The following is a 15,998-nucleotide window of genomic DNA, read 5'->3' on the forward strand; positions in this document are numbered from 1 at the left end:
TGGCGGGCCATGGCGGATGACAAGAAGGTCCTTGATTACCTGAAGCGGATGACCGCCGATCTCCACCAGACCCGGCAGCGCGTGCGCGAGCTGGAGGCGGGTGAGCACGAGCCGGTCGCCATCGTTTCGATGAGCTGCCGGTTCCCCGGGGGAGTGGGATCGCCGGAGGATCTGTGGCAGCTGGTGTCCGAGGGGAAGGACGCGATATCCGCGTTCCCCGAGGACCGGGGCTGGGACCTGGAGAAGCTGTACGACGCGGACCCCGACAAGCGCGGTTCGTCGTACGCGAGTTCAGGCGGCTTCCTCGGCGGGGTCGGCGACTTCGACCCGGCGCTGTTCGACATCAGCCCGCGTGAGGCGCTGGCGATGGACCCGCAGCAGCGGCTCCTGCTGGAGAGCACCTGGGAACTGTTCGAGCGCGCGGGCATGGCCCCGTCCTCGATGCGCGGCCGCCAGGTCGGTGTGTTCGCCGGTGCGTCCGGCGAGGACTACTCCACGATGCTCCAGTTCACCGAGGGCATCGAGGGCTACTACCTCACCGGCACCTCCGGCAGCGTGGTCTCCGGCCGCATCGCCTACACCTTCGGGCTCGAAGGCCCGGCCGTCTCGGTCGACACCGCCTGCTCCTCGGCGCTCGTCTCCATCCACCTGGCCGCCCAGTCGCTGCGCCAGCGCGAGTGCACCCTCGCCGTCGCCGGTGGTGTGACGGTCATGTCCGCGCCCGGCATGTTCATCGAGTTCAGCCGCCAGCGCGGACTCGCCTCCGACGGCCGCTGCAAGGCGTTCGCCGATTCCGCCGACGGCACCGGCTGGTCCGAGGGCGTCGGCCTGGTCCTGCTGGAGCGGCTGTCCGACGCCCGCCGCAACGGCCACGAGGTCCTCGCCGTCATCCGTGGCTCCGCCGTCAACCAGGACGGCGCGTCCAACGGCCTGACCGCCCCGAACGGTCCGTCGCAGCAGCGCGTCATCCGCCAGGCCCTGGCCAGCGCCGGGCTGTCCGCCGCACAGGTCGACGCCGTCGAGGCGCACGGCACCGGCACGAAGCTGGGCGACCCGATCGAGGCCCAGGCGCTGATCAACACGTACGGCCAGGACCGCCCGGAGGACCGGCCGCTCTGGCTCGGCTCGCTGAAGTCCAACCTCGGCCACACCCAGGCCGCCGCCGGTGTCGCCGGCATCATCAAGATGGTCATGGCCCTGCGCCACGGGGTCCTGCCGCAGACCCTGCACGTGGACGAGCCCTCCTCGCACGTCGACTGGACCGCGGGCAACGTCGAACTGCTCACCAAGGCCCGGGAGTGGCCCGGGACGGACGAGCCGCGCCGCTTCGGCGTCTCCTCGTTCGGCATCAGCGGCACCAACGCCCACACCATCATCGAGGAAGCGCCCGCCATCGAGGAGGCGCCGGCTCCGGAGCAGACGCCCGGCTCAGGTGAAGTGCCCGCCACCACGGCCCCCACCGGCCTCGCGTGGCTGCTCTCCGGCCGCACCGAGGAGGCCGTGGCCGCCCAGGCCGCCCGGCTCCTCGACCGGCTCGCCGCCGACCCCGCCGCCGAGGCACTGGACATCGGCTGGTCGACCGCCGTCACCCGCTCCGCCCTCGACCACCGCGTCGCCGTACTCGGCAAGGACCGCGAGGAACTCCTCGCCGGGCTGCGCTCCGTCGCCGACGGCACCGCCGCCCCCGGCGTACTCACCGGCACCGCCCTCGAAAACGGTCAACTGGCCTTCCTGTTCTCCGGCCAGGGCTCGCAGCGTGCCGCCATGGGCCGCGAACTGTACGCGGCCCAACCGGTGTTCGCCGACGCCTTCGACGCCGTCTGCGCCGAACTCGACAAGTACCTCGACGAGTCCGTCAAGGACATCGTCTTCGGCGGCTCCGAGCTGCTGGACCAGACCGTGTACACCCAGGCCGGTCTCTTCGCCCTCGAAGTCGCGCTGTTCCGGCTGGTCGAGCACTGGGGCATCACGCCCGACTACCTGCTCGGCCACTCCATCGGCGAACTGGCCGCCGCCCACGTGGCCGGTCTCTGGTCCCTGGAGGACGCGGCCGCCCTCGTCGCCGCCCGGGGCCGCCTCATGCAGGCCCTCCCGGCCGGCGGCGCGATGGTCGCCATCCAGGCCACCGAGGCCGACATCCTGCCGTTCCTCACCGACCAGGACGACCTCACCGATCGCGTCTCCCTCGCCGCCGTCAACGGCCCCGACTCCGTCGTCGTCTCCGGCGACGAGGACGCCGTACTCGCCGTCGCCGCCCGCTTCGGGAAGACCAAGCGACTCCGCGTCAGCCACGCCTTCCACTCCCCGCACATGGACGGCATGCTCGACGACTTCGCCAAGGTCGCCGGAACCCTCACGTTCGACGAACCAAGGCTGCCGATCGTCTCCAACCTCACCGGCGACGTCGTCCCCGCCGACGAGCTGCGCACCCCGGAGTACTGGGTCCGGCACGTCCGCGAGGCCGTCCGCTTCGCCGACGGGCTGCGCACCCTCGACGGCCTCGGCGTCACCACCTACCTCGAACTCGGCGCCGGCGGCGCCCTCGCCGCCCTCGGCAACGACACCGTCGAGGCCGCCACCGCCGCCTTCGTACCCGCACTGCGCAAGGACCGCCCGGAGACCGACGCGCTGACCGGCGCCGTCGCCGAACTCCACGTACGCGGCGCCCACGTCGACTGGTCCGCCTTCTACGCCGGCAGCGGTGCCCGCACCGTCACCCTGCCCACGTACGCCTTCCAGCACGAGCGCTACTGGCCCAAGCTGCCCACCGGCTGGACCGGCGACATCTCCGCCATCGGCCAGCGCTCCGCCGGCCACCCGCTGCTCGGCGCCGCCGTCAGCCTCGCCGACGGCGACGGCATGCTCTTCACCGGCTGCCTGTCCCCGCAGACCCACCCGTGGCTCGCCGACCACGTCGTCCTCGGGACGACGCTGCTGCCCGGCACCGCCTTCGTCGAGCTCGCGATCACCGCGGGCGACGAGGTCGGCTGCGGCCAGGTCCGCGAACTCAACCTGGAAGCCCCCCTCGTCCTGCCCGAGCAGGGTGGCGTGGCCCTCCAGGTCTCCGTCGGCCCCGCCGACGCCCAGGGCCTGCGCACCGTGACCATGCACTCCCGCCCGGCCACCGCCGACAGCGACGAGCCGTGGACCCGCCACGCCAGCGGCACCCTCGCCCCGACCGGCCCCGACGGGACGGCCGACGGCGACCTCACCGCCTGGCCGCCGCCCGGCGCCACCGCCCTGCCGCTCGACGGCTTCTACGAGAACCTCTCCGCGCAGAGCTACGACTACGGGCACGCCTTCCAGGGCCTGCACGCCGCCTGGCGCCTCGGCGAGGAGCTCTTCGCCGAGGTCCGCCTCCCCGAGGACATCGCCGCCGAGGCCCGCTCCTTCGGCCTGCACCCGGCCCTGCTCGACATGGCCATGCACCTCAACGCCCTCAACGACTTCGACGGCGGCATGGGCGCGGGCCGCGGCAGGCTCCCGTTCTCCTGGAACGGCGTCACCCTGCACGCCGCCGGTGCCTCCTCGGTACGCGTCCGGCTCGCCCGCACCGCGGGCAGCGACGGCGTCACCGTCCGGCTCGCCGACGAGACCGGCGCACCCGTCGCCACCGTCGGGGAACTCATGTTCCGGCCCGTCTCCGCCGAACAGCTCGGCAACGGCCGGGGCGGCAGCGGCAACCAATCCCTGTTCCGCGTCGACTGGACCGGGGTGCCCGCAACCGCCGCCCACGACACCGACGACTGGGTGCTGCTCGGCGACAACACCCTCAAGCTCCCCGCCGGCGCCCGCTTCGACAGCCTCGACGCCCTCGCCACGGCCGTCGACGAGGGGATGCCGCTGCCCGGCACCATCGTCGCGCCGCTGCACACCCGCCCCGGCACCCCGCTCGCCACCGGCACCCACGCCGCCGCGCACCGCGCACTGGAACTCGCCCAGGCACTCCTGGCCGACGAGCGGTTCGAACAGTCCCGGCTGGTCCTCGTGACCCGAGGGGCCGTCGCCACCACCGCCGACGAGGACCTCGACGACCTCGCCCAGTCCGCCGCCTGGGGCCTGATCCGCTCCGCGCAGAACGAGAACCCGGGACGCTTCGTCCTCGTCGACCTCGACGGGACCCAGCCCTCGCGCCGGGCACTGCCCCAGGCCCTCGCCGCCGGAGAGCCACAACTCGCCGTCCGCGAGGGTGAGTTGTACGCACCCCGTCTCGCGCGTGCCCCCCGCGCCGACGGCCCGGACACCCCCCGCCCGCTGCTCGACCCCGAGGGCACCGTCCTGATCATCGGTGCCACCGGCGCCATCGGCACCCTCCTCGCCGAGCACCTCGTACGCACCCACGACGCCCGCCACCTGCTGCTGCTCAGCCGCCGCGGTGCCGACGCGCCGGGCGCCGCCGAGCTGACCGCCCGACTCGAGGAGCTGGGCGCCGACGTCACCTTCGCCGCCTGCGACGCCGGGGACCGCGACAGCCTGGCGCGGGCCCTCGGCACCGTCCCGGCCGCGCACCCGCTCACGGCCGTCCTGCACGCCGCCGGCCTCTCCGACGACGGCATCCTCACCGCCCTGACCCCCGAGCGCGTCGACGGCGTCCTCACCCCCAAGGCCGACGCCGCCGTCCACCTGCACGAACTCACCCAGGACCTGAACCTCACGTCCTTCGTGCTGTTCTCCTCCCTCGCCGCCACCTTCGGTGGCCCCGGCCAGGGCAACTACGCCGCCGCCAACCTCTTCCTCGACCAGCTCGCCCAGTGGCGCCGGCAGCGCGGACTGCCCGCCGTCTCCCTCGCCTGGGGCCTGTGGGCCGAACGCAGCGGACTCGCCGCCAACCTGGACGAGTCCCACCTCCAGCGCATCAACAGCTCCGGCGTCACCGCCATCGCCTCCGAGGACGGCCTCGCCCTCTTCGACGCGGCGACCGCCCGCCCCGAAGCGATGATCATCCCAGCGCACATCAACCTGCCGTCGCGGGCCGAGAGCCCCGAGGCGGTGCCGCCGATCCTGCGCGGCCTGATCAGGGCCACCGCCCGCCCGTCCGCCGCCACCGCCGGCACCACCGTGGTCTCCTCGCTCGTCCGGCAGCTCGTCGAACTGCCCGAGCCGGACCGTACGGCCTTCGTCCTGGACGTCGTACGCGACGCCGCGGCCGCCGTGCTCGGCTACCGTTCCGCGAACGACATCCAGGCCCAGCGGGCCTTCAGCGACCTCGGCTTCGACTCGCTGACCGCCGTCGAGATGCGCAACCGGCTGAGCCTGGCCACTGAACTGCGCCTGCCCGCCACTCTCGTCTTCGACTACCCGACCCCGGCCGTCCTCGCCGACCACCTGTGCGCCGAACTCCTCGGCAGCCCCGCCGCCGTCGCCGAGTTCGCCGCCGCCACCGCAGGGGACGACGACCCGATCGCCATCATCGGCATGAGCTGCCGCCTGCCCGGCGACGTCCGCTCGCCCGAGGACCTGTGGCAGCTGGTCCGCGACGGTGTCGACGCCATGGGCCCCGTACCGTCCGACCGCGGCTGGAGGATCAACGGCCTGCCCGGCGTCGAGACCGGCCCGGACGGCGGCCCCTTCGAACTGCGCGGCGGCTTCGTCGCCGACCCGGCGGGCTTCGACCCGGCCTTCTTCGGCATCTCGCCGCGCGAGGCCACCACCATGGACCCGCAGCAGCGACTGCTCCTGGAAACCTCCTGGGAGGCCTTCGAACGGGCCGGAATCGACCCGGCCACCGTCAAGGGCACCAGCGTCGGCGTCTTCGCCGGCTCCAGCGGCCAGGACTACTCCGCGCTGCTCAACGCCTCCGAGGGCAACGAGGGCTACCTCCTCACCGGCACCACCGCCAGCGTCGTCTCCGGCCGCGTCTCGTACGCCTTCGGCTTCGAAGGCCCCGCCGTCACCGTCGACACCGCCTGCTCCTCCTCCCTCGTCGCCCTGCACCTCGCCACCCAGGCACTGCGCCAGGGCGAATGCTCCATGGCCCTCGCCGGCGGCGTGATGGTGATGGCCACCCCGGCCGCCTTCGCCGGCCTCAGCGGACAGGGCGGCTTCGCCTCCGACGGCCGCTGCAAGGCCTTCTCCGAGACGGCCGACGGCACCGGCTGGTCCGAAGGCGTCGGCGTCCTCCTCGTCGAACGGCTCTCCGACGCCCGCCGCAACGGACACGAAGTCCTCGCCGTCGTCCGCGGCTCCGCCATCAACCAGGACGGCGCCTCCAACGGCATCACCGCCCCCAACGGCCCCTCCCAGCAGCGCGTCATCCGCCAGGCCCTCGCCAACGCCCGCCTGACCACCGCCGACGTCGACGCCGTCGAGGCCCACGGCACCGGCACCAAGCTGGGCGACCCGATCGAGGCCCAGGCCCTGCTGGCCACCTACGGCCAGGACCGCGCCGAAGGCCGCGCGCTGCGCCTCGGCTCCGTCAAGTCGAACATCGGCCACACCCAGGCCGCCGCCGGAGTCTCCGGCATCATCAAGATGGTCATGGCGATCCGGAACGGGATCCTGCCCAAGAGCCTCCACATCGACGAGCCGTCCACGCACGTCGACTGGACCGCCGGTGCCGTCGAGCTCCTCACCACGGAGCAGGACTGGCCGGAGACCGGGCAGCCGCGCCGAGGCGCCGTGTCCTCCTTCGGCGTCTCGGGCACCAACGCCCACATCATCCTGGAGCAGGCGCCCGAGCCCGAGCCGGCCGGCGACACCCCCGACCTTGCCGAGGGCCCGCTGCTCAACACCCCCGCCACCCCGTTCGTCCTCTCCGCGAAGAGCGAACAGGCCCTCCGGGCCCAGGCGGAGAGCCTGCTCCAGCACCTCACCGACCACCCCGAGCCCGCCCTCGCGGACATCGCCTGGTCGCTGGCCGCCACCCGCGCCCACTTCGACCACCGGGCCGCCCTCGTGACACGCGACCGCGCCGAACTGCTGCGCGGCCTGGAATCCTTCGTGGCCGACCTGGCCGCACCGGGCACGGTCTCCGCCCGGACCCGGCCGTCGGCCCGTCCGGTGTTCGTGTTCCCGGGTCAGGGTGCGCAGTGGTTCGGGATGGCGGTGGGGTTGCTGGAGTCCTCGCCGGTGTTCGCGGCGCGGATGGCGGAGTGCGCGGCGGCGTTGGAGCCGTACGTGGAGTGGTCGCTGCTGGACGTCGTGCGTGGCGTCGACGGCGCGCCCGGCCTCGACCGGGTGGACGTCGTCCAGCCGGTGCTGTGGGCCGTGATGGTGTCGCTTGCCGAGGTGTGGCGGTCGTTCGGGGTCCGTCCGGCGGCGGTCATCGGTCACTCGCAGGGTGAGATCGCCGCTGCGGCGGTCGCGGGCATCCTCTCGCTGGGCGACGCGGCGAAGGTGGTGGCCCTGCGCAGCCGGGCGATCATCGCGCTGGCGGGCCGTGGTGGCATGGTGTCGGTGGCCCAGCCTGCTGCCTGGGTGCGGGAGAAGATCGCGGCGTGGGACGGGCGGATCTCCATCGCTGCCGTCAACGGCCCTTCGTCCGTGGTTGTTTCGGGTGATCCGGAGGCTCTGGGCGAGCTGGTCACCGATTGCCAGGCCAACGAGATCCGCGCCCGCAGGATCGATGTCGACTACGCCTCCCACTCCGCCCATGTGGAGGAGATCGAGAGCGAGTTGGCCCGGCTCCTGGCGGGTATCGCTCCGCAGTCCGGTGACACGGCCCTGTACTCGTCGCTCACGGGCGGTTTGCTCGACGGTACGGAGATGGGTGCCGGGTACTGGTACAACAACCTCCGCGAGACCGTGGAGTTCGAGCAGGCCACCCGTACCGCTCTCGCGGACGGTCACGCGGTCTTCATCGAGGTCAGCCCGCACCCGGTCCTCACGATCGGGCTCCAGGGCACCATCGAGGACACCGAGACCGACGCCGCGACCCTCGGCACGCTGCGTCGTGACGAGGACGAGGCGCAGCGGCTGCTGATGTCCCTCTCCGAGGCGCACTGCCACGGTGTCGACGTCGACTGGACGACCGTCTTCGGGACCGGCGCCACCCGCGTCGCCCTCCCCACCTACGCCTTCCAGCACGAGCGGTACTGGCTGCCCATGCCGGGCGACGGCGCCGGGGACCTCGCCTCCGTCGGTCTCGGCGTCACCGAGCACCCCATGCTCGGCGCCGCCGTTCCGCTCGCTGACTCCGACGGGTACGTGTTCACGGGCCGTTTCTCCACCGGGAGCCACCCGTGGATGGCCGAGCACGTCGTGATGGGCACGGTCATCGTGCCGGGCACCGGATTCGTCGAGATGGCGACCCACGCCGCCCACCGGACCGGGTGCGACACCGTCGAGGAACTCACCATCGAGGCACCGCTGGTGCTGCCCGAGGGCGGCGCCCGCCAGCTCCAGGTCACCGTCGGTGCTCCGGACGAGACCGGCCGCCGCACCCTCACCGTCCACTCCCGGCCCGCCGAAGCGGCCGCCGACACCGGATTCGAGACGCCCTGGCTCCGGCACGCCACCGGCGTACTGGCCACCGCCGAGGCCGGTGCCGCACCCGCGTACGACTTCGCGGCCTGGCCGCCCGCCGGTGCCACCGAACTGCCGATGGAGGGCTTCTACGAGCAGGCGCTCCTGACCGGCTTCGATTACGGCCCGATGTTCCAGGGCATCGTCCGCGCCTGGCAGCTGGGCGAGGACATCTACGCCGACCTCGCCCTCCCGCAGGACGGCCGCGCCGAGGCCGCCGACTACGGCCTGCACCCCGGCCTCCTCGACGCCGCCCTCCAGTCCATGGGCGTCGGCGACTTCAAGCCCGGCACCGGCCAGGGCGAGGACGCGGGCAAGCCGCGGCTGCCCTTCGCCTGGCGCGGGGTGACCGTGCACGCCACCGGCGCCTCGGTGCTGCGGGCCCGGCTGCTGCCCGTCGGCGCCAACGGCATCGGCTTCCAGATCGCCGACGCCACCGGAGCCCCGGTCATCACCATCGGCGAGCTCGCCATGCGGCCCGTCGAGCCCGAGCAGCTCAAGGCCGCGAGCCAGGACAGCGGCAACGACGCCCTGTTCACCCTCGACTGGATCCCCGTACCGGCCACCGTGCCCGCACCGGCCGGCACCTGGGCCTTCCTCGGCACCGGCCCGGCACCGTTCACCGTCGCGGGCAGCCGCCCCGGCGAGTACGCCGGCCTGGCCGCGCTCGTCGACGCCGTGGACGCCGGTACCCCGGTGCCGGACTTCGTGGTCGCCGACATTCGCTCCACCGCCGCCGCCTCGCTCGCCGAAGCGGCACACGCCACCGGACTCGGCGCCCTCGAACTGCTCCAGCAGTGGATCGGCGACGAACGCTTCTCGGACACCCGGCTCATCCTCACCACCACCGGGGCCCTGGCCGCGGTGCCCGGCGAGGACGTCACCGATCTGGCCGTCGCCCCCGTGTGGGGTCTGGTCAGGTCCGCCCAGTCCGAGCACCCGGACCGCTTCACCCTCGTCGACACCGACGGCGGCGACGCCTCCTGGACCGCGCTGCCCGACGCACTGTCCCTCGCCGAGACCCAACTCGCCCTGCGCGACGGCAATGTGCTCGCCCCGCGCCTGGACCGGGCCCCGGCCCCCGACGAGGACGCCGCCCTCGCCCTCGACCCCGAGGGCACCGTACTGATCACCGGCGGCAACGGAGTCCTCGGCGGCCACATCGCCCGCCACCTGGCGGCCGAGAAGGGCGTACGACGGCTCCTGCTGCTCAGCCGGCGCGGCGGCGACGCCCCCGGCGCCGCCGAACTCGTGGCGGAGCTGGCCGGCCTGGGCGCCGAGGCGACAGCCGTGGCCTGCGATGTCGCGGACCGCGACGCGCTCGCCCACGTACTCGACTCGATCCCCGCCGCACACCCGCTGACCGCGGTCGTCCACACGGCGGGCACCCTCGACGACGGTGTCATCACCTCCCTCACCCCCGAGCGGATGGCCGCCGTGCAGCGGCCCAAGATCGACGCGGCCGTCCACCTCCACGAGCTCACCGAGGACCGGAACCTCGCCGCGTTCGTGCTCTTCTCCTCCGCCGCCGGAACCCTCGGCAGCTCCGGACAGGGCAACTACGCGGCGGGCAACGCCTTCATCGACGCGCTCGCCCAGCACCGCCGCGCCCACGGCCTGCCCGCCACCGCTCTCGCCTGGGGCTTCTGGGCCCAGGCCAGCAGCATGACCGGGCACCTCGGCGACGCCGACGTACGCCGCATGAGCGGCGCCGGTGTCACCGGACTCAGCAACGAGCAGGGCATCGACCTCTTCGACCGGGCCACCGCGCAGGCCGGTGCGTTGGTCCTGCCCATCCGGCTGGACTTCGCGGCCCTGCGGGCCCGCGCCGCATCCGGCGGTCTCCCGCCGATCATGCGCAAGCTCGTCCGGGCCCAGGTCAAGCGGGCGGGCGACACGGGCGGCGCCCCCGTCGTCCCGCTCGCGCAGCGGCTGGCGGGCCTCTCCGAGGAGGAGCGCGACCGGGTCGTCCTCGACCTGATCCGCACCCACGCCGCCGCCGTGCTCGGCCACGCCACACCGGACGCCATCGACCCGCAGGGGGCGTTCAAGAAGCTCGGCTTCGACTCCCTCATCGCCATCGACCTGCGCAACCGGCTCAACACCGTGACCGGGCTGCGGCTGCCCGCCACGCTCGTCTTCGACTATCCGACCCCCGTGGAACTCGCCGCCTACGTGCGTGGCGAGGTCGTCCCCGACGCCGCCGGCAACGCCGCCACCCCCGTCCTCGCCGAGGTCGACCGGCTCGCGGCAGTCCTGGCGGGCATCGGGGACGAGGACGCCCGTACCCAGATCACCGACCGGCTCAAGGGCCTGCTCGCCCAGTGGGCCCCCGCGCACACCACCGCGGGAGAGGACACCGCGGGCGGTCTCGACGAGGCCAGCGACGACGAGATCTTCGACCTCCTCGGCCGGGAGTTCGGCATCTCATGACCAGCCGCAGTTGCAGCCTCCGCCTCCGTCGCAGCCGCAGCCTCCGCCGACACCGCCGGACCTCACCGACCCAGATCCGCTTCGAGGAGCGACCCCACCATGACTGACGAATCGAAGACCGACGAGCAGAAGCTTCGCTACTTCCTCAAGCGGGTTACGGCGGACCTCCAGGAGACCCGTGGCAAGCTCCAGGCCGCCGAGGCCAAGGAGCACGAGCCCATCGCCATCACGGCGATGAGCTGCCGCTTCCCGGGCAACGTCCGTTCCCCCGAGGACCTGTGGCAGGTCGTCCACTCGGGCACCGACGCCCTGTCCGCCTTCCCCGAGGACCGTGGCTGGGACTTCGAGGGCCTCTTCTTCAAGGACCCCGACGAGCCCGACCAGTCGTACTCGCTCGAAGGCGGATTCGTCTACGACGTCCCCAAGTTCGACGCCGAGTTCTTCGGGATCTCGCCCCGCGAGGCCCTTGCGATGGACCCGCAGCAGCGCATCGTCCTGGAGACCGCCTGGGAGGTCGTCGAGCGGGCCGGGATCGACATGGCGTCGCTCCGCTCCACCAAGACCGGTGTGTTCATCGGCACCAGCTTCCAGGGCTACGGCGCCTCCATCGAGAACCCGCCGGAGGGCACCGAGCTCTACCTGGGCATCGGCACCACCATCAGCGTGGCCTCGGGCCGGGTCGCGTACACCTTCGGCCTCAACGGCCCCGCCGTCACCGTCGACACCGCTTGCTCGTCCTCGCTGGTCGCCCTGCACATGGCCGCCCAGTCGCTGCGGAAGAACGAGTGCTCCATGGCCCTCGTCGGCGGTGTGACGATCATGGCCAACGCCGGGGCGTTCACCGAGTTCAGCCGCCAGCGCGGCCTGTCCACCAGCGGCCGCTGCAAGGCGTTCTCCGCCGAGGCCGACGGCACCGGCTGGGGCGAGGGCATCGGCATGTTCCTCGTCGAGCGGCTCTCCGACGCCCAGGCCGCCGGACGCGAGGTGCTGGCCGTCATCCGGGGCTCCGGCATCAACCAGGACGGCGCCTCCAACGGCCTCACCGCACCCAACGGCCCTGCCCAGGCCCGCGTCATCCGCGCCGCCCTCGACGACGCGGGCCTCTCGCCCGCCCAGATCGACCTCGTCGAGGCACACGGCACGGGTACGACGCTGGGCGACCCGATCGAGGCCCAGGCGCTGCTCGCCGCGTACGGCAGGAGCCGCCCCGAGGGCCGGCCCCTGATGCTCGGCTCGGTCAAGTCGAACATCGGCCACACCCAGGCCGCCGCGGGCGCCGCCGGGCTGATCAAGACCGTCATGGCGATGCGCCACGGCGTGCTGCCGCCCACGCTCCACATCGACACGCCCTCGGAGCACGTCGACTGGAACGCGGGCGAGCTCGCCCTCGTCTCCGAGCCCACCCCGTGGCCCGAGACCGGTGCCCCGCGCCGCGCCGGCGTCTCCTCGTTCGGTGTCAGCGGCACCAACTCCCACGTCATCATCGAGCAGGCCCCGCCGGCCCCCGAGCAGGCGGCCGACCCGGTCCAGACCCGGCCCAGCCGCCTCCCGGCCGTCCCCTGGATCCTGTCCGCCAAGTCCCGCACGGCACTGCGAGACCAGGCGGCGAACCTGCTGGCGCAGATCCGCGAGGACGAGGACACGGAGACGTACGCCACGGACATCGGCTACTCCCTCGCTCTGACCCGGTCCCGCTTCGAGCACCGGGCCGCGATCGTGGCCGGTACGCGGGAGGAGTTCGTCAACGCGCTGGAGACCGTCGCCGCCGACGAACCCGGCTCCGACGTGGCCACCGGATCCGCCGCACGCGCCACAAAGCCCGTGTTCGTCTTCCCGGGTCAGGGCGCCCAGTGGGCCGGGATGGCGGTGGGGCTGCTGGAGTCCTCGCCGGTGTTCGCGGCGCGGATGGCGGAGTGCTCGGCGGCGCTGGAGCCGTACGTCGACTGGTCGCTGCTGGACGTCGTGCGCGGCGTCTCGGGCGCGCCCGGCTTCGACCGGGTGGATGTGGTTCAGCCGGTGCTGTGGGCCGTGATGGTGTCCCTCGCCGAGGTGTGGCGGTCGTACGGTGTCGAGCCGGCGGCCGTGATCGGCCACTCCCAGGGTGAGATCGCCGCTGCGGCGGTCGCGGGCATTCTCTCGCTGGGCGACGCGGCGAAGGTGGTGGCGCTGCGCAGCCGGGCGATCATCGCGCTCGCGGGCCGTGGCGGCATGGTGTCGGTGGCCCAGCCCGCGGCCTGGGTGCGGGAGAAGATCACGGCGTGGGACGGGCGGATCTCCATCGCCGCCGTCAACGGCCCTTCCTCCGTGGTCGTTTCGGGCGACCCCGAGGCCCTGGACGAGCTGCTGGCCGAGTGCCGGAACGACAAGATCCGCGCCCGCAAGGTGGACGTGGACTACGCCTCCCACTCCGCCCACGTCGAGGAGATCGAGGCCGAGCTGGCGAAGCTGCTCGCGGGCATCGCCCCGCAGACCGGCGGTACGACCCTGTACTCGTCCCTCACCGGGGGACTGCTCGACGGTACGGAGATGGGTGCCGGGTACTGGTACAACAACCTGCGCGAAACCGTCGAGTTCGAGCAGGCCACCCGCGCCGCCCTGGCCGACGGACACTCCGTCTTCATCGAGGTCAGCCCCCACTCCGTCCTCGCGATCGGCCTCCAGGGAACCATCGACGACGCGGACGCCGAAGCGGCGACCCTCGGCACGCTCCGCCGCGACGAGGGCGGACTCGACCGGTTCCTGACCTCGCTCGCCGAGGCCCACGTCCACGGCGCGGCCGTCGACTGGGAGGCGGTCTTCGCGAACACCGGCGCCCGCCGCGTGGCCCTGCCCACCTACGCCTTCCAGGGCACCCGCTACTGGATCGCCGACGAGATCGCCCCGCTCCTCGCGGCAGCCGCCACGAACGAGGCCGACGCCACCGACAGCGCCTTCTGGGAAGCCGTCGAACGGGCCGACCTCCAGGGCCTCGCCGAGACGCTCCGGGTGGACGGCGAGGACGCCGAGCAGACCCTCGGCACGATGGTTCCGCTGCTGTCCTCCTGGCGGAAGCGGCTGCGCGACAAGTCCGCCACGGACGACTGGCGCTACGAGGTCTCCTGGCGCGTCCACTCCCAGCCCTCGGCCGGCCGCCTCGCCGGCACCTGGCTGGTCCCCCTGCCCGCGAGCCTCGCCGACGACCCGTACACCGCCGACGTCCTGAACGCCCTCACGGCCCAGGGCGCCGAAACCGTCGTCCTCACCGTCGACGAGACCGCGACCACCGACCCCGAGCTGCTGGCCGACCGCATCGAAGCGACCCTCGCGCCGGAACACCTCTCGCCCCCCACCGGCGTCCTGTCCCTGCTGGCCCTCGACGGCACCCCGCACCCCGACGGCCCCGCCGTCCCGCGCGGCTACGCCGCCTCCGTCACCCTGCTCCAGGCACTGGGCCGGGCAGGGGTACGCGCCCCGCTGTGGACCGCCACCCGAGGCGCCGTCTCGGTCAACATCGCCGACCCGCTCGACGCCCCGTACCAGGCCGCCGTCTGGGGCCTGGGCCGCGTCGCCGCTCTCGAACACCCCGACCGCTGGGGCGGCCTGATCGACCTGCCGGCCACCTTCGACGAGCGCACCACCGCGCTCTTCGCCGGGGCCCTGGGCGACTCGGGCCCGGAGGACCAGCTCGCCGTCCGCCCGGCCGGCACCTTCGTCCGCCGGCTGCGCCGCCTCCCCCTCAAGGCGGCCACCGGCGACAGCTCCTGGCGCACCCAGGGCACCGTACTGATCACCGGCGGCACCGGCGCCCTCGGCGGCCAGGTCGCCCGCTGGCTGGCCGGCAGCGGCGCCGAGCACCTGCTGCTCGTCAGCCGCCGCGGTACCGACGCCCCCGGCGCCGACGCCTTGTACGCCGAACTCACCGGCCTCGGCGCCCAGGTGACCATCGCCGCCTGCGACACCGGCGACCGCGACGCCCTGGCCGCCCTGCTCGGGTCCCTGCCCGCACACCAGCCGCTCACCGCGGTCGTGCACACCGCGGCGGTCCTCGACGACAGCGTCATCGACTCGCTGAGCCTGGACCAGATCGACCGGGCCCTGCACGCCAAGGCCCGAGCGGCGCTCAACCTCCACGAGCTGACCAGGGACCAGGACCTCAAGGCGTTCGTCCTGTTCTCCTCCTTCGGCGGCACCGTCGGAACCCCCGGCCAGGGCAACTACGCCCCCGGCAACGCCGTGCTCGACGCACTCGCCCTGCACCGGCGCGGCCAGGGGCTGCCCGCCACCTCCGTCGCCTGGGGCGCCTGGGGCGGCGGCGGCATGGCCGACGGCGACTTCGGCGACACGCTCAACCGCCACGGCCTGCGCGAGATGCAGCCCGACCTCGCCACCGGCGCCCTCCAGCAGGCGGTGGAGCAGAACGAGAGCAGCCTGCTCATCGCCGACATCGACTGGGAACGCTTCTACACCGCGTTCACGGCGATCCGTAGCAGCCCCCTGCTGGAGGACGTACCCGAGGTCCGGGACATCGCCCGCGCCATGGCCGAGGCGGGCAGCGGCGCCGAGCCCTCCGAACTCGTCCAGCGCCTGGCCGGCCTGACCGAGCAGGAGCAGGAGAACGCCCTCGTCGAGCTGATCCGCGAGTGCGTGTCCGCGGTCCTCGGCTTCTCCGGAAACGAGGCCGTGCCGGTCAAGAAGGCGTTCCGCGAGATGGGATTCGACTCCGTCACCGCCGTGGAACTGCGCAACAGGCTGTCCTTGCGCACCGGTCTGAAACTGCCGGTCACCACGGCATTCGACTACCCCACGTCCAAGACTCTGGCCGCGTTCATGCGCGAACAGCTACTCCAGGACGGTGAGGCCGCGGCGACCGCCGCCCTTGAGGAACTCGACCGGATCGAGGCCGCGATGGCGACAGTCGGTGCCGACAACGTCGGCCGTACCCGTGTCCTCCTGCGCATGCAGGCGCTCGTCGCCAGCTGGCAGGAGGAACCGCGCGGGGACGTGCCGGCCTCGGCAGCGGCGGAGATCGACTCCGCCTCGGACGACGAGATGTTCCAGCTGCTCGGCAAGAAGTTCGGCATTTCGTAACCGCTGCCCAGCGCGGCAAGGTCACGCCAAGGAAA

The 15,998-nt window shown here is 73.1% G+C and carries 2 protein-coding genes; both read left to right on the forward strand.

Going from position 1 to position 15,998, the window contains the following annotated elements; all coding sequences use genetic code 11:
- The first annotated feature begins 9 nt into the window (after positions 1 to 9).
- Positions 10 to 10,896: a type I polyketide synthase gene (locus OG842_RS40640; protein ID WP_328512714.1), complete on the forward strand. Its 10,887-nt coding sequence runs from the start codon at positions 10 to 12 to the stop codon at positions 10,894 to 10,896.
- A gap of 99 nt (positions 10,897 to 10,995) precedes the next feature.
- Complete coding sequence (locus tag OG842_RS40645; RefSeq protein WP_266737981.1) at positions 10,996 to 15,963, forward strand: type I polyketide synthase; 4,968 nt, start codon at positions 10,996 to 10,998, stop codon at positions 15,961 to 15,963.
- Positions 15,964 to 15,998 lie beyond the last annotated feature (35 nt).

Source organism: Streptomyces sp. NBC_00376, from assembly GCF_036077095.1.
Taxonomy (GTDB): Bacteria; Actinomycetota; Actinomycetes; order Streptomycetales; family Streptomycetaceae; genus Streptomyces.